The 21927-nt window shown below is 47.4% G+C and carries 21 protein-coding genes; 7 read left to right on the top strand and 14 right to left on the bottom strand.

Going from position 1 to position 21927, the window contains the following annotated elements; all coding sequences use genetic code 11:
* Both asd and RBK99_RS10405 read left to right on the top strand, forming a co-directional pair.
* Nucleotides 1-879 (top strand): archaetidylserine decarboxylase, encoded by an 879-nt coding sequence (asd, locus tag RBK99_RS10410; RefSeq protein ID WP_317504542.1) that lies wholly within the window; start codon nt 1-3, stop codon nt 877-879.
* Nucleotides 876-1604, top strand: a complete 729-nt coding sequence (locus tag RBK99_RS10405) for a glycerophosphodiester phosphodiesterase (RefSeq protein WP_317504541.1) — start codon at nt 876-878, stop codon at nt 1602-1604. Before asd ends, RBK99_RS10405 begins: the two co-directional genes overlap by 4 nt.
* A gap of 12 nt (nt 1605-1616) precedes the next feature.
* On the opposite strand, the gene RBK99_RS10400 is transcribed toward RBK99_RS10405, so the two are convergent.
* From RBK99_RS10400 to nudC, 4 genes are all read right to left on the bottom strand, one after another.
* The gene (locus tag RBK99_RS10400) at nt 1617-4715 is read right to left on the bottom strand and encodes an efflux RND transporter permease subunit (protein ID WP_317504540.1); all 3099 of its coding nucleotides are present in this window, start codon (nt 4713-4715) and stop codon (nt 1617-1619) included.
* A 2-nt stretch (nt 4716-4717) separates the two neighbouring features.
* Nucleotides 4718-5773 carry an efflux RND transporter periplasmic adaptor subunit gene (locus tag RBK99_RS10395; protein ID WP_317504539.1) on the bottom strand — a complete coding sequence of 352 codons (1056 nt, stop codon included), beginning with the start codon at nt 5771-5773 and terminating at the stop codon, nt 4718-4720.
* A gap of 107 nt (nt 5774-5880) precedes the next feature.
* The gene (gene hemE / locus RBK99_RS10390) at nt 5881-6957 is read right to left on the bottom strand and encodes a uroporphyrinogen decarboxylase (RefSeq protein WP_317504538.1); all 1077 of its coding nucleotides are present in this window, start codon (nt 6955-6957) and stop codon (nt 5881-5883) included.
* Between the two features lie 78 nt (nt 6958-7035).
* The gene (gene nudC, locus RBK99_RS10385) at nt 7036-7833 is read right to left on the bottom strand and encodes an NAD(+) diphosphatase (protein ID WP_317504537.1); all 798 of its coding nucleotides are present in this window, start codon (nt 7831-7833) and stop codon (nt 7036-7038) included.
* A 102-nt stretch (nt 7834-7935) separates the two neighbouring features.
* On the opposite strand from nudC, the gene rsd reads away from it, so the two are divergent.
* Nucleotides 7936-8412 (top strand): sigma D regulator, encoded by a 477-nt coding sequence (gene rsd, locus RBK99_RS10380; protein WP_317504536.1) that lies wholly within the window; start codon nt 7936-7938, stop codon nt 8410-8412.
* 58 nt (nt 8413-8470) lie between these two features.
* Here the strand turns inward: rsd and fkpA are convergent, their stop codons facing one another.
* Nucleotides 8471-9253 carry an FKBP-type peptidyl-prolyl cis-trans isomerase gene (gene fkpA, locus RBK99_RS10375; protein ID WP_317504535.1) on the bottom strand — a complete coding sequence of 261 codons (783 nt, stop codon included), beginning with the start codon at nt 9251-9253 and terminating at the stop codon, nt 8471-8473.
* 94 nt (nt 9254-9347) lie between these two features.
* Here fkpA and RBK99_RS10370 point away from each other — a divergent pair, with 94 nt between their 5' ends.
* From RBK99_RS10370 to RBK99_RS10360, 3 genes are all read left to right on the top strand, one after another.
* A complete protein-coding gene (locus RBK99_RS10370; RefSeq protein WP_317504534.1) occupies nt 9348-10343 on the top strand; it encodes a WD40 repeat domain-containing protein in 996 nt (331 codons plus the stop codon).
* On the top strand, nt 10340-10564 hold the full coding sequence (locus RBK99_RS10365; RefSeq protein WP_317504533.1) for a SlyX family protein: 225 nt from the start codon (nt 10340-10342) through the stop codon (nt 10562-10564). The genes RBK99_RS10370 and RBK99_RS10365 overlap by 4 nt, the downstream gene beginning before the upstream one ends.
* A 75-nt stretch (nt 10565-10639) precedes the next feature.
* On the top strand, nt 10640-11539 hold the full coding sequence (locus tag RBK99_RS10360) for a phosphoribulokinase (protein WP_317504532.1): 900 nt from the start codon (nt 10640-10642) through the stop codon (nt 11537-11539).
* On the opposite strand, the gene RBK99_RS10355 is transcribed toward RBK99_RS10360, so the two are convergent.
* From RBK99_RS10355 to RBK99_RS10330, 6 genes are all read right to left on the bottom strand, one after another.
* The gene (locus RBK99_RS10355) at nt 11540-12391 is read right to left on the bottom strand and encodes a 23S rRNA (adenine(2030)-N(6))-methyltransferase RlmJ (RefSeq protein ID WP_317504531.1); all 852 of its coding nucleotides are present in this window, start codon (nt 12389-12391) and stop codon (nt 11540-11542) included.
* A gap of 3 nt (nt 12392-12394) precedes the next feature.
* Entirely contained in the window at nt 12395-12826 is a 432-nt protein-coding gene (locus RBK99_RS10350) for an OsmC family protein (protein ID WP_411161977.1), read from the bottom strand.
* A gap of 33 nt (nt 12827-12859) precedes the next feature.
* Nucleotides 12860-13210, bottom strand: coding sequence for a DUF3802 family protein (locus tag RBK99_RS10345; RefSeq protein WP_317504530.1), 351 nt, complete (start codon nt 13208-13210; stop codon nt 12860-12862).
* Between the two features lie 71 nt (nt 13211-13281).
* A complete protein-coding gene (astD, locus tag RBK99_RS10340) occupies nt 13282-14751 on the bottom strand; it encodes a succinylglutamate-semialdehyde dehydrogenase (RefSeq protein ID WP_317504529.1) in 1470 nt (489 codons plus the stop codon).
* 14 nt (nt 14752-14765) lie between these two features.
* The gene (gene astA / locus RBK99_RS10335; protein ID WP_317504528.1) at nt 14766-15788 is read right to left on the bottom strand and encodes an arginine N-succinyltransferase; all 1023 of its coding nucleotides are present in this window, start codon (nt 15786-15788) and stop codon (nt 14766-14768) included.
* A 13-nt stretch (nt 15789-15801) separates the two neighbouring features.
* Nucleotides 15802-17019: an aspartate aminotransferase family protein gene (locus tag RBK99_RS10330; RefSeq protein ID WP_317504527.1), complete on the bottom strand. Its 1218-nt coding sequence runs from the start codon at nt 17017-17019 to the stop codon at nt 15802-15804.
* A 329-nt stretch (nt 17020-17348) separates the two neighbouring features.
* Between RBK99_RS10330 and RBK99_RS10325 the strand changes: the two genes are divergently transcribed.
* Nucleotides 17349-18056, top strand: coding sequence for a flagellar brake domain-containing protein (locus RBK99_RS10325; RefSeq protein WP_317504526.1), 708 nt, complete (start codon nt 17349-17351; stop codon nt 18054-18056).
* 2 nt (nt 18057-18058) lie between these two features.
* Here RBK99_RS10325 and RBK99_RS10320 read toward each other — a convergent pair whose 3' ends face one another.
* The 3 genes from RBK99_RS10320 to RBK99_RS10310 all read right to left on the bottom strand — a co-directional run bounded on the left by RBK99_RS10320 (nt 18059) and on the right by RBK99_RS10310 (nt 21925).
* Nucleotides 18059-19225 (bottom strand): HDOD domain-containing protein, encoded by a 1167-nt coding sequence (locus RBK99_RS10320; RefSeq protein ID WP_317504525.1) that lies wholly within the window; start codon nt 19223-19225, stop codon nt 18059-18061.
* A 68-nt stretch (nt 19226-19293) separates the two neighbouring features.
* Nucleotides 19294-19875 (bottom strand): anthranilate synthase component II, encoded by a 582-nt coding sequence (locus RBK99_RS10315; protein WP_317504524.1) that lies wholly within the window; start codon nt 19873-19875, stop codon nt 19294-19296.
* 1 nt (nt 19876) lies between these two features.
* A complete protein-coding gene (locus RBK99_RS10310; RefSeq protein ID WP_317504523.1) occupies nt 19877-21925 on the bottom strand; it encodes a putative bifunctional diguanylate cyclase/phosphodiesterase in 2049 nt (682 codons plus the stop codon).
* Nucleotides 21926-21927 lie beyond the last annotated feature (2 nt).

The raw sequence follows: 21927 nt of genomic DNA, 5'->3' as shown, positions 1-21927 counted from the left end.
GTGGCTAAGACCGATAAAGTCAAAATCTTCTTCCAACATGTAATGCCTAAGCATTTGATTTCCCGGCTAATGGGAAAGTTTGCGGCGGCACGTGCCGGATGGTTCACTCAACTCTTTATTCGTTGGTTTATCCGCCAGTACAAGGTTGATATGAGTGAAGCTATTGAAGAGTCACCAAAAGCCTATAAAACCTTTAATGCGTTTTTTACTCGTTATTTGAAACCGGAGCTAAGACCTTTAGAAGCCAAAGACGATGAGCTAGCGCATCCGGTTGACGGCGCCGTCAGCCAGTTAGGCGATATTGAAGGCGGCCGTATTTTTCAGGCTAAGGGTCATGATTATTCACTCGAAGAATTACTGGGTGGCAACGAAGAAGACGCCAAACCTTTTGTGAATGGTAAATTCGCGACTATCTATCTGGCGCCGAAAGATTACCACCGTATCCATATGCCCTGCGACGGGGTTTTGAAGAAAATGATTTACGTACCGGGTGACTTGTATTCCGTTAACCCATTAACAGCAGCGAATGTACCCAACCTGTTTGCCCGTAACGAGCGTGTAGTCGCTATTTTTGAGACTGAAGTCGGCCCTATGTCTATGGTGCTGGTTGGTGCAACTATCGTCGCCAGTATTGGTACTGTTTGGTCCGGTACCGTCACACCACCCACCGGCGGACGCATCCAAAGCTGGTCTTATCCAACGTCGGGCCACACCGCCATACATCTCAAAAAAGGTGAAGAGATGGGTCACTTTAAACTCGGTTCAACCGTAGTGTTGACCTTCGCTGAAGACGCGGTTGAATTCGATGATGACCTTAAGCCATTATCGGTTACTCGTATGGGCCAGGCTATGGCTGAGATAAAAGAGAACGACGATTGATTTTATGGGCTCACCGAGGGGCCAGCTATGAGGCCCCGGAAAATACGCTCGCCGCATTTTCCCGCGCGATGGACAGCGGTGTGCACGGTATAGAGTTAGATGTTTATGCCATTGATGGCGAGCGTTTTGTGTTCCACGACCGATACCTGGAGCGTCTGACCGCTACCCCGGGTCGACTAAAGGATCTAACCGCAGAACAAATCAGACAGCTCAAAGTCTTTGGGCAACAGTCCATACCGACTTTGCGCGAAGCTTTGGCTCATATCAACGGACATTGTCATGTGAACATAGAACTTAAAGGCGATGTTCCGACCAAAGAATTACTGCTGGATGTCGACTACGCGTTGAAACACTCGAACTTCACTGCTGAGCAGCTCCTGGTTTCCTCGTTTAATCACCATTGGTTACAACGCCTGAAAAAACGTCGGCCCGGAATTAAAATTGGTGCTTTAAGTGCAAGTTGCCCGCTCAGTTATTGCTATTTTGCTGAGGAACTCGAAGCCTTTTCAGCTCATTTTGCCGTCGACTGTGTGACCCCCGAACTGATTGCTGATGGTCACAGCAGAGGCTTACAAGTGTATGTGTATACGGTGGACGAGCTTCATGACATAGAAGAGCTGCATGCCATGGGGGTCGACGGTATTTTCACGAACCACCCCACCTACGCTCAGAATGTCATTGCCGGCCTAACCACCGCCGGCAATGAACCTATTTTGCACTATTAGCACGGCAGACCATCAACTATGATGGTCTGGATACTCTTCCTGCATAGACTCCAGTTTACGCGTAATAGCCATAGGTGAACTGGTTTTCTGCGCCAGCGCAATATACAAGGCAGGAATAACAAACAGCGTCAGGAAAGCTGAGACTGCAACCCCGGCAAAGATGACCGTACCAATAACGGTACGGCTTTCAGCCCCGGGACCCGAACCGAATATCAAAGGTAAAGCACTCATCAACGTAGTAAAAGCCGTCATCACAATGGGCCTTAGCCTTTGCTTCGACGCGCGCAGAACCGCTTCTTTAAACTCAACACCTGAGTCTCGTAGCTGGTTAGCAAATTCGACAATAAGAATACCGTTTTTAGCCGCCAGCCCTATCAACATGACAATCCCTATCTGGCTGTAAATATTGATACTCATACCAGTCAGGTACAAAGCAAACAAGGCTCCAACAATCGCCATAGGTACCGCAAGCATTATAATTAACGGATGTATAAAGCTTTCAAACTGGGCAGCCAGCACTAAGAACGTAATAACTAATGCCAGCCCAAAAACAAAAACGATTGAACTCCCGCTTTCTTTATAAAGCTGCGATTCGCCTTTGTAATCGATGGAGACATCTTCCGGTAATTTTTCTTGCACAACGCCTTCTAAATAACTCAGAGCTTCGCCTAACGAATACCCTTCGGCTAAATTGGCTTCAATGGTGACACTACGCATCCGGTTATATCGATTCAGGCGGGCAGACGTTGCCTGTTCGGTGATAGTGACCAGATTCGATAACGGAATTAGTTCCTCACTTTTACGGGAACGTACGTAGATATTATCAATCGCACCGGGGCTGCGGTAGTCTGCCTTTTCTCCTTCCAGCATGACATCATATTCTTCCCCCCGGTCAATATAAGTTGTCACCCGGCGTTGTCCTAAAACCGACTGTAACGTAATACCAATGTCCTGTACTGACACTCCTAAATCCGCAGCACGGGCTTCATCAACCTGAATTAAGAGCTGAGGTAAGGTTTCTTTATAGTCACTGTCGAGGTTTTGTAACCCTGGGTTCGTCGATGCTTCTTCTATAACAATATCGCGAAATTCAGCTAAGCGTTCGTAGGTGTTTCCTTGCAATACAAACTGTACCGGTCGCCCGCCGCCACCGCTAATGCCACTGCGCATAAAAGCAAAAGCCTGAACACCCACCACGGAATTCAATTGCGTCCGCATTTCTTCCATCAGATCAAAACTCGACCATTCCCTTTCATCAAAAGGAACCGCGCCAACAATGGCAATGCCGGCACTGCCGCCCCAACCCGGAGCCCGAACAATCAAACGGTCAATTTTTCCTGCATCAATATACGGCAGTAGAATCTGTTCAATCTCGTCCATATGCCGTGAGCTTGCTTCAAAACTCGCTCCTTCGGCACTCTTAACCTGGATATAGAATGTGCCTCTATCCTCCGGAGGAGCAAACTCTTGTGGTATAAAGTTAAACAGACCGAACGCCACCACACCCGACATCACAACCAACAACACCGCCATAAAAGGACGTTTAACGCTTTTCTCCAGTACGCTGCCATAGCCTTTTTCTAACCAGTTAAAGGTGGCATCAAAAGCGCGTCCAAATTTACTGTTACGCTCCTTTTTACTCAGCAATTTAGAGCTCAGCATTGGCGTCAAAGTTAATGCGGCAATACTAGAAAATGCGACAGCAGCGGCAATAGCCAAAGCAAACTCGGTAAATAGCTTACCAATGTTTCCTTCTAAGAAAGCCAGCGGCACAAATACCGAAATCAATACCAGGGTCGTTGCTATTACCGCAAAACCCACTTCGCGAGCGCCACGATAAGACGCAAGCAGAGGGGGTTCGCCTTCTTCTATTCGACGATAGATGTTTTCCAGAACAACGATTGAATCATCCACAACCAGCCCGATAGCCAGCACAAGAGCTAATAACGTCAATAAGTTGATGGAAAAGCCAAGCGCAAAAAGCACAATGTAAGAGGCAATAATAGCCACCGGGACGGTTAATGCGGGAACAATAGTCGCCCTGACATTTCCGAGGAACAGATAGATCACCACCACCACTAAGGCCATCGCAACGGCAAGCGTATTGTAGACTTCATCGACTGAGCCCTGAATGAATATCGATGAGTCATAACTTGGTGCCAGATACATAGTTTCGGGCAGAGTTTCCTGGATATTATCCATCTCCTCATGCACATTATTCACAACCCCAAGCGTGTTCCCTTTTGATTGCTTAATAATGCCGATGCCAACCATATTGACACCGTTGCCCCGGAAATCGGTTTTATCATCCTCTGCGCCAAGTTCCACCCGTGCAACTTCTCCAAGACGCACCAGGTAACCTTCTTCACCTTGTCTAATCACCAGGTTTTTAAAGTCTTCCGGGGTTAAATAGGCTCTGGCCATCCGGACCGAAAACTCACGATCAGTTGACTCAACTTCCCCTGCCGGCAACTCGACATTTTCTTCACGCAGCCGGCTGACAATATCGGTTACTGTCACCTGTCGTGCTGCCATTGCATCTCTGTCCAGCCAAACTCGCATGGCATAGCGCCGATCACCACCAATCACAACGCGGGCAACGCCATCAACCACCGACAGGCGATCGACAATGTAGCGTTCGGCATAATCGGTCAGCTCCAGAATGGACATACTTTCACTGCGTAAGTTGTACCAAACAACGGTACTTTCGCCACTGGAGGCCTTCGATACCTCAGGAGGATCCGCCTCTTCGGGCAGGTTATCGAGCACCCGGGAAACCCGTTCTCTTACATCGTTAGAGGCGGCGTCAATATCGCGAGATAAGTCAAACTCAATGCTGATGCTAGAGCGACCGCTACTGCTGCTGGAGCTAATGTTTTTGATACCCTCAATGCCGCTAATACGGTCCTCAACCAGTTGAGTCACCTGGCTTTCAACCACTTCGGCAGAGGCGCCCGGGTAGTCAGTATCAATGGAGACGATGGGACGATCGATATCCGGGTATTCGCGCAGCGGCAACATGCTAAAGGCGACAATACCGAACACCAGCAGAAGAATATTCAGTACCGTGGCAAAAACCGGGCGTTTAACAGACAGATCGGACAGCAGCATAATTAATCCCCCTGCACGGAGACAGGAACACCGTCACGAAGGCGGACAATGCCTTCTATAATGACTTTCTCTCCCGGTTTAATGCCGTCCGTAATTTCTACAATCCCAGGTTTACGGCGACCTATTGTCACTTCCTTCTGACGAGCCCGGTTATCCGGAGTTAAGACATAGACATACTGTCTGTTTTGAATAGGGATTAACGCTTTCTCAGGCAACAAGAGTGCGTCGTCAATACTGCGCAGCAACGTAATTTGCAGTAACATTCCCGGGCGCAAACGCTCGTCATTATTGTCAATTTTAGCGCGTACTTGTACCGAACGAGTCACTGGATCGATGCGTGAATCGATACTGGAAATACGGCCAACGAACAGTTCCCCCGGATAAGCACGGCTGCGTGTAATCACTTCCTGATCAACAGCGATGCTAGCGAAATAGCGTTCAGGGACACTAAAATCGACTTTAATTGGCTTAATGTCGTCCAGTGTCGTAAAGACATCTCCAGGGCTGACTAACGCGCCGGCACTAATTTGGCGAATACCCACACGACCCGTGAACGGGGCATAAATCTTCATTTCTCGTAATGTCGCTTCTGCCACTTCTAAGTCGGCCTGAAGCCCGTTAACCCTAACTTGCTGTTCATCAAATTGTTGTTGAGAGGCGGCATTGCCGCGGCGCAGTTTCTCAAGGCGCTCCAACTGACGCTTTGCTTCTTCAAGGCTAAACTTAATTTGCTGAACGCGAGCCACTTCCTTACGGGCATTTAACTCCGCTAAAAGCTGCCCTTCCTCTACTAAATCACCACTTTCAAAGTAAATTTTTTCGACAACGTCCTGAGTTTGCGCAGTAATACGAACAGTTTCGTCGGCCATGGCTGTGCCGAGTGCTTCAATCGTATCTCTGAATTCGCTAATTTGGGCGGTCTGAATTGCTACCGGAACCGTTTGTTCCTTCCCCTCATCCATTTTTTCTTCAGGCGGAAACCCGAACAAATAAATAGCTGCCGCAATAAGAACGACAACAACAATGGTAATAGGGTTTACCCAGGAACGTCTTGCCATGTTTACCTCTAAATTTTTTGTACACCGATTTTTCAAGGACCATTGTACGCAAAACACCGCCAAAAGGCGGTGCGCTTAACGAGGATAATCGCAATTTAATCGCAAATTCAGCCTTGTGAGTGAAATGCCGGGCTGTGTTTGTGAATAGCATTAATAAATTCGGCCGCATGATCCGGATCCACTTCAGGATGGATCCCATGGCCAAGATTGAACACATGACCAGTGCCTGAACCATAGCTTTGCAGTATGGTTTGTACTTCTTGTTCAATTCGTTCAGGCTTAGCATAGAGCACACTCGGATCCATATTGCCTTGCAAGGCAACCTGTCCACCCACGCGTGCCCGGGCGTCGGATAAATCGGTGGTCCAGTCGACACCCAGTGCATCTGCACCACTCGCCGCCATAGCTTCCAGCCATTGCCCACCATTTTTAGTGAACAAAGTCACCGGCACTTTACGTCCATCCGCTTCTCGCGTCAGTCCCGCCACTATCTTTTCCATATAGGCAAGAGAGAATGCTTTGTAGTCTCTGGGAGATAAAACGCCGCCCCAGGTATCAAATATCATCACCGACTGAGCACCTGCAGCAATTTGTGCATTCAAATACTGAGTCACGGACTCAGCCAACACATTCAGCAAGGCATGCATAGCCTCTGGCTCTGCAAACATCAGTTTTTTTACTTGAGAGAAGTTTTTCGTACTCCCCCCTTCCACCATATAAGTTGCCAGTGTCCATGGACTGCCGGAGAAGCCAATAAGAGGCACACTGCCATCAAGCTCACGGCGAATGGTACGTACGGCATTCATTACGTAGCCCAGCTCATCTTCCATATCCGGCACAGCCAAGTTTTTAATCGCCACGAGGCTTCGTACCGGATCTTTAAATTTGGGACCTTCTCCGGCTTCAAAGTATAAGCCCAGACCCATCGCATCGGGGATGGTCAAAATATCGCTGAAAAGAATTGCGGCATCTAAGTCAAACCGACGCAAAGGCTGCATAGTCACTTCACAGGCCAGTTCCGTGTTTCGGCACAACGACATAAAGTCACCAGCCTGCGCGCGCACTTTCTTATATTCAGGTAAGTAGCGTCCAGCCTGACGCATCATCCAGACGGGTGTACGATCAACCGGTTGCTTTGCCAGTGCCCGGAGGTAACGATCATTTTTAAGCGCCGAAGCGGTCATAGAAAATCCAAATATTTATCAACATCAATGGCGGGTATTTTATCAGTCTGCAGCCCATGGCTCCATGAAAACTTGTGCTTACCCCTTTTGAGAGAGATCAATCAGGGTTCTTGCTATCGTCCCTTCCGGTGGAATAGGTGGTAAATCATCAAATCCAAACCAGTCGCCAGTCACCAATTCGTGCGGATCAATGTGCAGCTCCCCGTCTGCCCATTCGGCGGTAAAGCCCATCATTAATGAATGAGGGAAAGACCAGGGCTGGCTTAAGTGATACCGAATGTTCTTAACTCGAATTCCAGCCTCTTCATAAACCTCGCGCTCAAGTGCTTGCTCAAGACTTTCACCAGCTTCAACAAAGCCGGCAAGAATAGAGTGTAGCCCTTCTTTATGCCGCTTCCCCTGTGCCAACAAAATTTTGTCGCCTTTACGAATGGCAACAATAATGCAAGGAGATACTCTGGGGTAACAGCGGTGCTGACACTGATGACAATGCATCGCCAGCTCCCAATCAACTGACTGCATTCGCGTTCCGCAGCGACCGCAAAAACGATGGGTATTTAAAAAATCACTGAATTGACGAGCCCGGCCCGCCATTTCAAATTTTTCCATGTCGTCAACGGTAAGCAATTGTCGTAAGGGCGCAAAAGCCCCCCCTGTAAATTGCTCGTCCATATAGTCCGCCATAATTAAATAGCAACTTCGCTCACGCATTTCACCCATCTCAACAACCTGATACTCAGTTAAGTCCGGAAAGCTGAGCTGCTGGAGAGTACCAAAGGGCACTGCCCCCGTTTCATCTAAAAACAGATGATCAGAGCTAACAACAAACCACCAGGCCGGTTCATCAGTTGCTGGTTTTGAATACAAAGTCGCCATAATAATTCCGCGTATCGAATCCGCTTTATTTTCTGTAAAATCAGTTGAGTTCTAATGCATCTAAATTTACATTAGATACTGAAACTATAGACGGAGAGTATCATGTTAAGCCGTAATGAGCAGGCAAAAAAGCGCTGGGGTGGCGCTCATAAAAGTATCGACCTTTGGCTTTCTGAGCGCCAGGACTTATTAATTAACTATTTTAAACTTGCCGCGCTCCCTCCCTATGAAAGCGTCCGTCAGGGTTTACCCGATGTCGTTGATATACGAAATTTTTGTGGAGAGTTGGTCGATTATGTCTCAAGTGGCCACTTTGAGATTTACGATCAAATTGTTCGAGAAGCGGCATCACAAGGAAACTCGGTTGATGGCTTAGCTGATGAGTTATTTCCGTTGATTTCTGATACGACTGAAATCGCACTGGATTTTAATGATAAATATGGGGACATCAGCTCCACTGATCACTGTGAAACCTTTGACAGAGATTTGTCCGCTCTGGGTGAAGCCCTGGAGCTGAGAATGGAATTCGAGGATAAACTACTCAACCATTTGGATGAGCACAATTTAATACCCGCTTAAATTTTATATAAAAAAAGCGCTGGCAATTTAAGCCAGCGCCCTTTTTACTCACCGCTTATTATTTCTGATTATCTTCTTTTTGATTTTCCTGCGGCTTCATCTGCTCAGTGTTCGTTGCGTCTTTTTGAACGTCAAGCAACTCAACAGTGAAAATAAGGGTTGAGTTTGGTGGAATCTGACCACCGCCCACTTCACGTTCCCCGTAAGCCAGGTCTGCTGGAATAACAAAACGGTATTTGCCGCCTTCTTTCATCAGCTGAAGACCTTCAGTCCAGCCCGGAATGACGCGGTTTAACGGGAATGATGTTGGTTCACCACGCTCATAAGAACTGTCAAAAACTTCACCGTTAACCAGAGTTCCCTCGTAATGCACTTCTACCATATCGGTCGCTGACGGACTGATACCATCGCCTTCTTTAAGAACTTCGTACTGAAGCCCCGAGTCGGTGACTTTTACGCCTTCTTTCTTCTTATTCTCAGCTAAATACGCTTTGCCTTCTTCTGCTGATTTTTTACCCAGGACATTCTGGCGCTGTTCCATCACTTCCTGGCGCATCGCATTCAGAATTTCTTCAGCTTCTTTATCGCTAAGCTGCGGGTCACCTTTGATAGCATCAACAAAACCGGCAATCACCACATCGCGTTCTAGTACGTAATCGGCTTCTTCCTGGCGATCAAGGTTACGGGCGATGAAACCACCAACCGAAGAACCTAAGGCGTAAGCCTGCTTATCTTTTTTATCAACAAGCTTTGTCTCATTTGCCGGAAATTTTTCCTGTGAACAAGCAGTTAGTGCCAGCACGGCAGCTGAAACAGCCAACGGCTTTATAAATTGTCTCATGGTTTTCTCCAATTATCGTCTTGCATCCTTTCGGACTATGCCATAATAGTGTTATCTAACAGACCCATACTACACAACCATAGGGAAATTGCCTATGCCTTTTCTAAAGCTCTGCACTGCATTCCTGTTGCTGGTTGCTTTGGCTAGTTGTCAGCCATCCCCTGAAAAGCTGAACAAAAAAGTCCACGCAGAAAGCGGGGCCTACGCAGCTGATATCGCAAACGATGGCTCTGTCAGTCTAGTCTCTACCGACGAGACCGGCTTGCTGTTGTGGCCTCGTTATGCGACTAACGCAAAATATCAATGGCAGCATAACGAAGGCGAAGTATCGCAAATTATTGATGTTGATATTAGCGCCGACACCAAAGTTGCCGTTGCCGCTTCACGCAAAGAGTTTTCTATGTGGAGTATCGAAACAGGCGAAAACTTAGGATTCTGGAAGGTAGGTAGTGGGAGCATTCAGGAAATCGTAGTCAGTAAAGAAGGCAATACCGTCGTGTTCGGTAAACGCGACGGGACACAGGTTGCATTTAACCCTGAATCGGGCCGAAGAATCGAGTTCTATGGACATAACGAGACAATTAACGCGCTGGATATTTCGCCCAATGGGTTTTATGTGCTCAGTGGTTCCAATGATCATAGCGCTATTTTGTGGGACACCCGCAGCGGTCAAATTGTTCACAAATGGCCATTGACAGCGAGAGCCACTCAGGTTGCTCTGCATCCGGACGGAAAGTACGCTTTTACTGCCGATGCAATGGATGGTGCGGCTATCTATTCCTTACCCGACGGCAAAACCGTATCCAACTTACAGTTCTTAGATCGTCAGCGTATTTTTAGTGCGGCGCGCTTTAGTTTGAGTGGTGAGTATCTTATTACCGGCTCGCCGTCACGCCGAATCGCTATTTGGGACATCCAAACCGGGGAGTCACTTACGCATTGGAACGTCAGTTTACGAGACGAGAGACACCCAAATAACGCGGCCGTGCTGGCGGTCTTTTTCGATGAAAAAGAGCAATTAGCAATTAGTGAGAGTTCAGCAGGGCTTGCTGAATGGTGGAGCATTGATTTAACAGGTAGTAACGAATGACAGCAAAGAAAATTGAGGAACAACTCGCCAATTTGGAAATGCAACTGACCTTCCAGGAAGATACGATCAACTCCTTGAATAATTTAGTCACAGAACAAACTCAACAAATGACTGAAATGAAAAAACAAATTCGCTGGTTAGGCAAACGCATGAAACAAATGCAGGAGAATCAGTCCGCTGACTCCGACCCCGGGGCTGAGCCACCCCCGCCTCACTATTAAAATGGTCGGGTTTACCTTGACCTGAGCAAAGCAGGTCAGTATAACAACTGTTCTTATTTAGTTTGCGAGAATGTTATGTCATCAAAGCACCCGATAATTGCCGTCACCGGCTCATCAGGAGCAGGAACAACCACCACAGGCCAAGCCGTACGCCACATCTTTCGTTCGTTAGATGTCAGCGCTGCCTTTGTGGAAGGTGACAGTTTTCATCGCTATTCTCGCCCGGAAATGGATCTCGCCATTCGCAAAGCACAAGAGCAAGGTCGCCATATCAGTTACTTTGGCGCCGAAGCCAACGACTTTGATCGCCTCGAATCTTTATTTCGTTCTTATTCGCAAACGGGTAACGGAAAGGTTCGCCGATACTTACACAGCTTTGATGATGCCGTGCCGTACAACCAGATGCCCGGAACCTTTACCCCGTGGGAAGAGCTTTCTGAAAATACCGATGCTTTGTTCTACGAAGGCTTGCATGGCGGGGTCTGCGGTGACGGTTACGACGTTGCGCAATACGTTGACCTGTTAATAGGCATGGTACCTATCGTTAACCTGGAGTGGATCCAAAAATTGATTCGTGACACTTCAGAACGCGGACACTCACGTGAAGCGGTAACCACCAGTATCGTACGCGGAATGGAAGACTACATTCACCATATCGTGCCGCAATTTTCACGTACTCATATTAACTTTCAGCGCGTACCCACTGTTGATACGTCCAATCCGTTTAGCGCCAAAGACATCCCGTCGCTGGATGAAAGCTTTGTTGTCATTCGTTTCCGCGGGATTAAAAACGTCGACTTTCCTTATTATTTGCAGATGATTGAAGGTTCTTTTATGTCTCGGACCAATACTCTGGTGGTCCCGGGTGGGAAAATGGCATTGGCTATGGAGCTTATTTTAACACCGCTAATTGAACAAATTATGGATCGGAAAAACCAGGTCCGCCGTCAGGTTGACTGGATATCCAGTAAGTGACTACTCACCAACCAGCCAACGACTGTGAACATTAGCACCTTTGTCCTGCGCCAGAACCTTGCACAAAATCGGCAGTAACTGCTCACTGTCCTGCACCACCCCGTAAGGTGGGTTAACCCAGACAAAACCACAGCCGTGAAGCCCTTTGCGCTCATCATTAGCACGCACATTCAATTCCATAACCAGAGTTTTCCCAATACCCGGCAAAGCCGCAACATCACGATGAAACGCCGCTGTCTTTAATTCATCTTTAATTGGATACCAAACCGCAAAGCTTCCGCTTTGCCAGCGCTTTAGCCCCTGTTCAAGCGCATCGATGACGTCATCAAATTCAGTCGTATTTTCAAACGGTGGGTCAATCAAGACTAACCCGCGCTTTTCAGCCGGCGGCAATTGCGCCCGCACGGCCTGATAACCGTCCATGGGCGCAAGAATTTGTACTTGCTTGTGACGACCTAAGGCGGTGCTTTTAAGGGTTTCTGCATCGTCTTTATGAAGTTCGCAGACCACCAGTCGATCATTCTCACGTAAAAAGCCAGCAGTGATGACCGGAGAGCCTGGATAATAGCGAAGATTATCCTTTCCCTTATTAAGCTCAGTCACGATACTTAAATACTGAAGAGCCAATGGCTCATCGACAGCCTGCTCAGCAAACCGCACGATACCTTGTTCAGCTTCAGCGGTTCTTACCGCTTCGTCACCTTGTAAATCGTAGTAACCTATCCCGCCGTGGGTATCCAGCACAAAATAAGGTTTATTTTTTTGCTGAAAATATTCAAGTGCACGTGACAACAGCAGATGTTTAAAAACATCGGCAAAATTGCCTGCGTGAAAACTGTGTCGATAATTCAAAGGTCAGCCGTCTTGTTGAGGGGATTCAATCCGGTATCCGTGCGTAATGTTCACAGAAGCTTCCAGCATTTTAGCCACTGAGCAGTACTTGTCGGCAGACAACTTTACCGCTCGCTCTACGTGCTTTTCGTTAATATCATTGCCCACCACGACAAACTCCAGATGGATATCGGTAAACACTTTTGGCACCGATTCCGCGCGAGTACCAGACAGCTCACAATAGCAGCGTTGAAGGTTTTGCTTTGCTTTTTGCAGTATGCTGACCACGTCAACTGACGCACAGCTTCCAGCAGACATCAACACCATTTCCATCGGACTTGGCGCTTTGCCTTCGCTATTTCCATCCATCACCACCTGATGACCACTGCCTGACGTGGCGATAAAAGTCATGCCATCAACCCATGCGACCTTTGCCTTCATATTATTTGCTGACATTTTTGGATCCTTGCTGGAAAAATCAATGAGAGGCTACTGGCGGTAATTACGCAGCCGCTCGTCGAACAGGTTCTTTACTAAACCGACAAACTCGTCAATGAAAGCTTCCTGCTCTGGGGTCGGGTGTGTGTCCAACACTTTGGATAGCACTTCTTCTAAGTCATAGACGATAGCGTCCGTTTCACGGACAATGTCCAGACGCATTTCCTGATCGAGCTCATTCTGCTCAAATACAGCCATCATACTTTCTGATAAGCGTTCTTCCATTAAATCACGTAAGGTATAATCGGCTGTTTTTGCACGATTCCCGTGTTCAGTGAATACCGGTAACTGACCTGTCAGGTACTGGATTAGCTCAATGTATCCGTCTGTTTCAACTATCATCTGCTTCTCTTTGTTTACGCGGCCAGACAACCGTTAACGTTGCCCAGCCGCTAAACTAGCACAGATTGTGATTAAAATTTAAGTCCCGGAGCTAAACTCTCAGGCAAGCTCATATTGTCAGCTTCTACCGAGGCCACTGGGTATGCGCAGTAATCGGCAGCATAATAAGCACTTGCGCGGTGATTACCGCTTGCTCCGATACCACCAAATGGCGCCGCACTGCTAGCTCCTGTGATAGGTTTATTCCAGTTCACAATACCTGCGCGAATGTGTTTGAAAAAGTAACGATAGGTTTCCTCATCGTCACACAAAACACCGGCTGATAGACCATAGCGCGTGTTGTTTGCTTCTTTAATAGCTGCATCGATATCTTTAAAACGATACACTTTTAGCAGTGGTCCAAAATGTTCTTCGTCCGGTAAGTCTTCTACGCCAGTAACATCAACAATACCCGGCGTCACAAAACCTTTCTTCGAATCCGCCTGTTTCATACGTACTAACGACTTAGCACCTTTTTGCAGCAAATCGTTCTGTGCATCGACCATTTCGGACGCAGCTTTAGCAGAAATCATAGCGCCCATAAATGGCTGCGGTTCGGCTTCGTAATCGTCGACCAGTATATTTTCGGTCACTTCGATTAACCGCTCCAATACAGCACGGCCTTGCTCAGAATCTTCGATGAACAAACGACGCGCACAAGTACAACGCTGACCAGAGGTAATAAAGGCTGACTGTACAATGTTGTGAACCGCGGCATCGACATCCGCTACATTGGTGACCAACAAGGGGTTGTTACCGCCCATTTCCAACGCCAAAATCTTATCCGGACGACCGCCAAACTGTTTATGCAACAAGTGACCCGTGTTAGACGAACCAGTAAAATACAAACCATCAATTTGCGGATGTGCTGACAGTGCTTTACCGGTGTCAACTTCGCCCTGAACCAAGTTCAGAACACCCGCCGGTATACCCGCTTGCTCCCATAATTTAATGGTTTCCTGAGCCACCATAGGCGTCAACTCACTGGGTTTAAACACGACGGTGTTGCCGGCGATAAGTGCCGGCACGATATGTCCATTAGGCAAATGCCCTGGAAAGTTATACGGACCATAAACCGCCACAACACCGTGTGGCTTATGACGAATAAAAGCCTTTGCGCCAGGCATCTCGTTTTCTACTGTACCCGTGCGCTCATGGTAGGCCCGTTCTGAAATGGCCACTTTACCCATCATAGCGCCAACTTCGGTACGAGTTTCCCATACCGGCTTACCAGTTTCTTTCGCCATGGTCTGCGCTAAATGTTCTTTGTTCTTTTCCAGCAACTCAGAAAACTTCTTACAAATAATTAAACGCTCTTCAACGCTACGGGCAGACCACTCAGGGAAAGCTGCGCGAGCTGCTGCTACGGCCTTTTCTACCTGAGTTTCACTGGCTGCTTCGCCGCTCCAGATAACTTCGTTACGAGCCGGGTCAATCGATTTGAACAGCTGACCTTCACCAGCTTCCCAACTACCACCTATAAATTGAATATTGTTCGTCATACAATTACTCCTGCTTAGAGTGCAACAATGCGGGCTTCATCGCCGTTTTCTAAATGCATTGCTTGTGCTTGTTCTGTCGTCAATATGAGTTCGTCCGCCCCGGCCGGCAGTGTCAACTTCGTTGCCCGGAAGTTCTTCAGCTGCGTATTGCAGACAATGTGCGGAACGCCTTCTTCCTCTCCCGCTGAATCACGTACCGTGACGGTGACCAAACGACTATTACGGACACTATTGAGGTTGCAAACTTCGGCTTCAACAGTAGGCCCAGCGTCAAAAATATCCACAAAACCTCTAAAGCGGAAACCTTCCGACTCCAACAACTTAAGTGCCGGACGGGTATTGTCGTGAACTTTACCCACAACCGCCTGTGCTTCTTTACTTAGGAGGTTGGTGTAAATAGGGAACCGCGGCATCAGCTCAGAAATAAAGACTTTGTCACCTATGCCGCTCAAGTAATCAGCTTTAGGAAAGTCCATAGAGAAAAAGTTTTCCTCTAACCAGTTCCAGAATGGTGAGTCCCCGTTTTCATCTGAAACCCCGCGCATTTCGGCGATAACCCAATCGCTAAAGCGCTGCTTAAATTGCGCTAAAAACAACATACGGAAGCGTGATAAAGTGCGTCCGTTCATGTTGTGTCGATAAGGTTCACGCAAAAACAACGTGCATAGCTCGGAAACGCCGGTGTAATCATTACACAAGGTGAGCGTTTCCAGTGCGTTATAGATATTAAGTTTCTCTGAATGATGCACGACTTTACCCAAACGGTAATGCCAGAAGGCTTCATTCAAACCCACCGCAGCTTCAATACCACTGACACCCGCGATAGTACCGGTCTCGGTATCTTCCATCACAAACAGATAGCTTTCATCACCCGGTGTTTCAACAGTGTCTTTCGCAAACGCTTTTTGCGCCCCGTTAATGCGGCGCTCCAGTAACGATTGATCAACCGGTAACGAGGTAAAACCATGACCAGATTCAATCGCACACTGATATAACGCTTCGTAATCTGACGGCTTAATGGGTCTGATTAGCAACATAAAACAGCCTCAGTTATTGACCGACGACCTGAGCAACAGCTTTTTCAAAGCGCTGCAGGCCTTCTTTCACGTCTTCTTCGGAAATAATTAGTGACGGGGTAAAACGTACAACATTAGCCCCTGCTATCAGCACCATGACACCGTGCTCTTGACCCGCCAGTAAAAAGTCACGTGCGCGTCCTTCGTACTGCTCGTTTAACGCGGCACCCAGCAACAAACCCTGTCCCCGAATTTCGCTAAACACGTTATATTTGTCGTTAATACGCGCCAGCTCATCTTTAAACCACTGCTCACGTTGTTTCACACCATCGAGAGTTTCTTTCGTATTGACTACGTCAAACACCGCTTCTGACACGGCACAAGCCAGCGGGTTCCCGCCATAAGTACTGCCATGAGTACCTGGCTTAAGATGCTCCGCGATTTCCGTTGTGGTCAGCATAGCGCCAATTGGAAAACCGCCACCTAATGCTTTTGCGGAAGTCAGAATGTCTGGCGTTACGCCCAGTTGTTCGTACGCGTAAAGGCTACCAGTACGACCAAAGCCGGTTTGTACTTCATCAAAAATCAGTAACGCGTTGTTTTCATTACACAACTCGCGAACCGCTTTAACAAACTCAACGTCAGGGCTTACAACGCCGCCTTCACCTTGCAGCGGCTCCATCATCACGGCGCAGGTTTCGTCCGAGATCAGTGCTTTCAAAGCATCAAGGTTGTTGTAGTCTACATGTTCAATACCGCCGGGTTTTGGCCCAAAACCGTCGGAATAAGCTGGTTGGCCGCCCACAGTGACCGTGAAGAAGGTACGACCGTGGAACCCTTTAGTGAAAGCAATGATTTTTTGCTTGTGTTCGCCGTGCTTTTCAATAGCCCAACGACGCGCTAGCTTTAGTGCCGCTTCGTTCGCTTCGGCACCTGAGTTTGCGTAGTAAACGCGATCGGCAAACGTAGCTTCTGTTAACTTTTTAGCCAGACGAATAGCTGGTTCGTTAGTAAATACGTTACTTAAATGCCACAGCTTCTGGCTTTGTTCCTGCAGGGCTGACACCATCGCCGGATGGCAATGACCAAGACAATTCACAGCGATACCGCCAGCAAAATCGACGTACTCACGACCGTCCTGATCCCAAACACGGGCACCTTCTCCCTTTACCGGGATCATCGATGCAGGGTTATAGTTCGGCACCATTACATCATTAAACATTTCACGGTTAACTGTCTTATTGTCTGTCATTACTCTCGTCCTTATCGCCGTAGCGAGTTAACAAAGGTGTCAACAAATTCGTCTCTTTAAGTAGCCAGCTATTATGTCAAATTTTGTTCAGTTTGTCTGTGATAATTCCGTTATAAATCGCTTAAAACAGGGGCTCGCGCTTTTCTTGCATAAGATACGAATAGTTATGCCAATGCGTAGGAAAACCATGAATCTTTAGTCATTAATTTTTACAAGAAACAATTTGTTACATCTCAAATAACATTTAATTATGCAAAATTACATTGCACTATTCCGGCTGTTGCCTTAGCCTGAGTTAACTGAATAAACGTTCGGCTATAGAGTATTTTATGGAAAAACAAACCCCCACTTTGGAATCTCCCTCTCAACCGCAGTTAAAACTTTCCTACTTGCGTCCGGGCGACATGATTGACGTGGAGTTTGCTGCCGCAACAAAAGTAAGAACAAAGCTTCAGCTAGTCGGCTTTGATACCGGTCGCTATCTGGTGTTAAAGCAACCCAATCCGCGTACCGAAGGCAGTTACGCTGATGTACTTTTTGAAGGCAACCCGGTTATTGTCAGGTTGGTTTTAGAAGGTGAGACTGGCGAATGCATAGCCTTTAAAACAAAAATTCGTGCCGTCACGAACTTTCCATTCCGCTTACTTTATTTAGACTACCCTGAGCAAGTGGAAAACCGAGCTTTGCGGGCAAAAAAACGAGTTCGTACTCACATTCCCGTCGATGTTACTGCGGATAACAGTCAAACAGACAGTAAAAAGAAGTTAGCCAGCGGTGTTATTGTCGATATTTCCTCTGCCGGGTGCCGAATCCTTTTCAAAGCAGCACCAAACGAGGCTGGCAACGTTACTCACATGAATATCAAGGTAGGTATAGGGTCGGGCTCGCAAAAAGATTTACTGGTGCTATCAGGTCAAATCATGAACCAGCGGAAGGAACGTGGGATGATCAGCGTAGGAGTGCGCTTTACCGATGAAGAAGCACACATTAACGAGGTTTTCGATCACTTATTAATCGATACTGAATTTGAGTGCTGACGCTAATCGGGTACCACGATAGGAGGCCGTTTTAAGCTCACATTGTTCAGTCGTGCAAGCGTGTCTGCCGTCAGTGAATACTTGTTAAGTAAGTGTTTACCTTCTTCCAGGCTCGCCAGATCCACTTCCCGTAGCATCCTGAATTCACAGTAGGCATTTGCCTGCGCCAATGCTTCAGCGTATTCCGACTCATATTCATTACTTTTGCTTTGCGTAAAAGCCAACAAATGTTGACTCACCGGAACTCGCTTCAGCCCCCAGCCTTCGGCCACGAGATAGCTCACCTCTTTATCTTTTTCCAGCATCAAGTTGCGTAAAAAGCGTTCATCAGGCGCAAGCTTCACAATGGTGTTGTGACGCTCAGGTGACTTGTCGTTAACACTCTGCATAGCAAATTCACGCTGTACATCATCAAACAGGCGCAAATACAACTTCGTCAGAGCAATTTTCCCTAATTCATGAAACATGCCGATGGTATAGGCCAGAACAGGGTCACGCAGCTTACGCTCTACCGCGATGTTGTGTGACGCAATAGCGGTACCCAGAGAGTGCTCCCAGACTTTACGCCGAAACAGGGTAAAAGGCTGTGTGGCCGGAGGAAGCCAGTTTTGCATAATGTAAGCTGGTGCAAGTAATCGTAGATTCTCTGTACCAACGAAACTCATCGCCACCCGCAAGTTATCAATTTTGACTTGTTTGTTTCTGTCAATAAAGGGGGGTTGATTGACCGTACGGATTAACCCGGTGTGGAACCAGTCCATACCCTGAACTACGGATTCTATACGGCGCATAGATGCGGCTTTCAAACTTAAGGTATCGAGCAGTTCAGGTAAATTCTCAGGTAATGGGATCAATCGTTCGCGGATATAGTCACCGTCGTCTATCGTTTTAAGCGCCCGGTGATAAATTTCTTCGTGTAACTCATCAGAAACACGATCGGCGTAGCGTTGTCGGGCCTGAGCTTTACGATCCCGCTCTTCGTAATTCAAACGCTCAACATCTAACAGCTGACGCAGTTGCTCCTTTTCTTCTTCCTCGGTACCATCAGCTTTGGAACGGGCCTTGCGCGCGAATGGAAAGCTTATCAAATAATTGATAAAGCGTTTTTCTAAACGCAGGGCCGGATCATTACTACCGCCCTCTGTCGTACCCGCAAAAAAGTGGAACATGCTACCTCTATATTGACTGAACTGCGCCGGCATTATGTTGAAATCACGACATAAATGCTATTTGCTAATTATCGTATATAGCGTAAAAAATTCGCTAACAACTGATGTCCCTGGTTTGTCATCACTGACTCAGGATGAAATTGCACACCGAATAATGGCCGTTGCCGATGCCGTATTGCCATAACTTCCCGGTTACCCTGTGTTGTCTTTGTATCGGCATCAATGATGAAATCTGTTGATAAAGTGTCGGGAGACACCACCAGTGAGTGGTAACGGGTGACTTCTAAGGGGTTATTTAACTGCCGAAAGAGCCCTTCTCCGGTATGCTGAATAGCTGAAATTTTTCCGTGCATCACTTTTTCGGCTCTGACAACATCCGCACCAAACACCTGGGCTAAAGCCTGGTGACCAAGGCAAACGCCTAATATGGGCAGTTTGTCCTGAAAGTGTTCGATAGCAGCCAGGGAGATGCCCGATTCATCGGGCGTGCAAGGGCCGGGCGATATAACTAAGGCATCAGGAGCCATCGTCTCTATGTCAGTAACCTCTACCTCATTATTACGGAAAACCTGAACCTCTTGCCCCAATTCACAAAAATATCGGGCCAGGTTATGCGTAAACGAGTCGAAGTTATCAATTAGAACAATCATGCTACTGAGACAAACGCTCGCTCAACCAATCCTTAAAATGCACAGGCCGCGCAAAATAAAACCCTTGCAATAAATCCACACCATTTTCTTTAAGCAACTTCACCTGCTCGGCGGTTTCCACTCCCTCAGCCACGGAGGAAACCGATAATGACTCCGCCATATTCAACATGGCCAATAGTAAGCCCATATGTTTTTCATTGACTTCAGCAAGCTGCACAAACTCTCTGTCTATTTTTAATTCACCGACGGGTAATTGCTGAATTCGCATCAAGTTCGAGTAGCCAGTTCCGAAATCATCAATAGAAAACTCAACGCCCAACTCTGCAAGCCGCGACATGGTTTTCTGAACTTTCTCGGCATCTGCCAATAGTAAGTTTTCGGTGATTTCCATTGTTAATTTATTCAACGGCGCGTCATACTCAGCAAAGACTCGTTGCACAGTTTCAACATAATCATCTTGTAAAAACTCAACTGGACTGACATTCACAGCAATTCTGTCATCCAGCCCTCGTTCTTCGAGTTGGCTAACCACCCAGGCGACCTGAACAAGCAACTCTCTAGCCATTGGAATAATTAGCTTGTAACGCTCCGCCACTGGAATAAATTTATCGGGCGCAATAATTTGCCCTGTGTCGTCACGCCAGCGCATCAACGCTTCTGCTCCACAAGTCCCACCCTCAGCATTCACCTTAGATTGCAGCCAACACTCGAATTGCCCTTTACCTAAGGCCGCTCTTAAGGAGACTTCTGTCTTAGCGTCAGCAACAACTGACTCGGATATTTCAGCTCGATAAACGGCAATCTGATCACGGCCCTTGTGACGAGCATTTGAGGTCGCTGTATCAGCCAGTGACAGTAGTCCGGACGCATTATCATCGCCGCCACTCAGACCAACACCAATACTCGCCGTTAAATAATGTGTCTGTAACGTTGTTTTAAATGGTTTTCGTAGTGCCTCATGCAACCGTTTAATCACCTCTAAACCCGCCTCTTTGGAGTCTTGAGTAACGCCAACCCAAAATCTGTCTCCGAGATCTCGGGCTATCCATCCAGAATCCCCAATAGCTTGCCGTAACCTCTGAGCGATTAGTTGAATGACACGGTCTCCCTCTTCATGGCCATGAAGCGTGTTAACACGATTAAAATAATCCATATTGATGGAGGCAACGACAAGGGGCAACTGACTCCCTAGACGTTTTTCAACTAAATCCAAAAAGCGGTGTCGATTAGGTAAGCCGGTTTGTTTATCGAAGTTTGCTAAATATTCGAGCTTCCGTGCATTCTCTTTTTGCTCGGTAATATCTCGTATCACCCCTATGTATTGGGCTTCTCCCGAACGGCTCACTTCTGTAACCGCTAAATCAATGGGGAAGACCTCACCGCTTTTGCGTTTGGCCTGAACTTCGCGGCCAATACCAATAATGCGTGCCCGCCCAGTTTCCTGGTAGGCTTCAAGATAATGATCGTGCTCCCTGGCGTAGGGTTCCGGCATGAGAAGACTGACATTATGACCTTTGATCTCGGCTTCACTGTACCCAAACATTCGCTCTGCAGGTGCACTAAAGTGAGTGATGAGACCCTTACTGTCAATTGTAATAACAGCATCAATTAAATTATCTAACGTGCTGCGAAGCGTATTTTTTTGTTCTTGCAGCAGCTGTAATCGATGCTTTTTTGCAGTCACATCCTGAATGGCACCAAAGAGAACCGTTTCGCCACTCTCTAACTGCTTAGTTACCCCCGTAATGGTAACCCAGTGAATATGACCCTCGGTGTCTTCCAGGCAGCTCTCCGCGGACCAACTTCTATTGGACTCCAGACTTTGTGCAACAAGCTGCTTTATGTTTTCCCGATACTCCGGCAGATGAAACGCCATAGCCTTTTCATAGGTAATGGGCTCATCATCAGCCAAGCCATGAATCTCTCTTAACTGGCGGCTCCAGTATAAGTGCTCAGAAGCAGGTTCGTACCAAAAGCTACCAATGTTCGCCATGGTTTCAACACTGGTTAGCAACTCCTTTTCGCACTTTTTTTGAGACTCATTCACCATCG

The sequence above is a fragment of the Idiomarina solivarensis genome, from assembly GCF_033052755.1.
Taxonomy (GTDB): domain Bacteria; phylum Pseudomonadota; class Gammaproteobacteria; order Enterobacterales; family Alteromonadaceae; genus Idiomarina.
This window is presented reverse-complemented; position numbering and strand designations above follow the sequence as displayed.

What these genes read in the sequence shown, in the direction of transcription:
- RBK99_RS10400 (WP_317504540.1), bottom strand. Translation starts at nt 4,715, where the DNA reads ATGCTGCTGTCCGATCTGTCTGTTAAACGCCCGGTTTTTGCCACGGTA.
- RBK99_RS10395 (WP_317504539.1), bottom strand. Translation starts at nt 5,773, where the DNA reads ATGGCAAGACGTTCCTGGGTAAACCCTATTACCATTGTTGTTGTCGTT.
- hemE (WP_317504538.1), bottom strand. Translation starts at nt 6,957, where the DNA reads ATGACCGCTTCGGCGCTTAAAAATGATCGTTACCTCCGGGCACTGGCA.
- nudC (WP_317504537.1), bottom strand. Translation starts at nt 7,833, where the DNA reads ATGGCGACTTTGTATTCAAAACCAGCAACTGATGAACCGGCCTGGTGG.
- rsd (WP_317504536.1), top strand. Translation starts at nt 7,936, where the DNA reads ATGTTAAGCCGTAATGAGCAGGCAAAAAAGCGCTGGGGTGGCGCTCAT.
- fkpA (WP_317504535.1), bottom strand. Translation starts at nt 9,253, where the DNA reads ATGAGACAATTTATAAAGCCGTTGGCTGTTTCAGCTGCCGTGCTGGCA.
- RBK99_RS10370 (WP_317504534.1), top strand. Translation starts at nt 9,348, where the DNA reads ATGCCTTTTCTAAAGCTCTGCACTGCATTCCTGTTGCTGGTTGCTTTG.
- RBK99_RS10365 (WP_317504533.1), top strand. Translation starts at nt 10,340, where the DNA reads ATGACAGCAAAGAAAATTGAGGAACAACTCGCCAATTTGGAAATGCAA.
- RBK99_RS10360 (WP_317504532.1), top strand. Translation starts at nt 10,640, where the DNA reads ATGTCATCAAAGCACCCGATAATTGCCGTCACCGGCTCATCAGGAGCA.
- RBK99_RS10350 (WP_411161977.1), bottom strand. Translation starts at nt 12,826, where the DNA reads ATGTCAGCAAATAATATGAAGGCAAAGGTCGCATGGGTTGATGGCATG.
- RBK99_RS10345 (WP_317504530.1), bottom strand. Translation starts at nt 13,210, where the DNA reads ATGATAGTTGAAACAGACGGATACATTGAGCTAATCCAGTACCTGACA.
- astD (WP_317504529.1), bottom strand. Translation starts at nt 14,751, where the DNA reads ATGACGAACAATATTCAATTTATAGGTGGTAGTTGGGAAGCTGGTGAA.
- astA (WP_317504528.1), bottom strand. Translation starts at nt 15,788, where the DNA reads ATGTTGCTAATCAGACCCATTAAGCCGTCAGATTACGAAGCGTTATAT.
- RBK99_RS10330 (WP_317504527.1), bottom strand. Translation starts at nt 17,019, where the DNA reads ATGACAGACAATAAGACAGTTAACCGTGAAATGTTTAATGATGTAATG.
- RBK99_RS10325 (WP_317504526.1), top strand. Translation starts at nt 17,349, where the DNA reads ATGGAAAAACAAACCCCCACTTTGGAATCTCCCTCTCAACCGCAGTTA.
- RBK99_RS10320 (WP_317504525.1), bottom strand. Translation starts at nt 19,225, where the DNA reads ATGTTCCACTTTTTTGCGGGTACGACAGAGGGCGGTAGTAATGATCCG.
- RBK99_RS10315 (WP_317504524.1), bottom strand. Translation starts at nt 19,875, where the DNA reads ATGATTGTTCTAATTGATAACTTCGACTCGTTTACGCATAACCTGGCC.
- RBK99_RS10310 (WP_317504523.1), bottom strand. Translation starts at nt 21,925, where the DNA reads ATGGTGAATGAGTCTCAAAAAAAGTGCGAAAAGGAGTTGCTAACCAGT.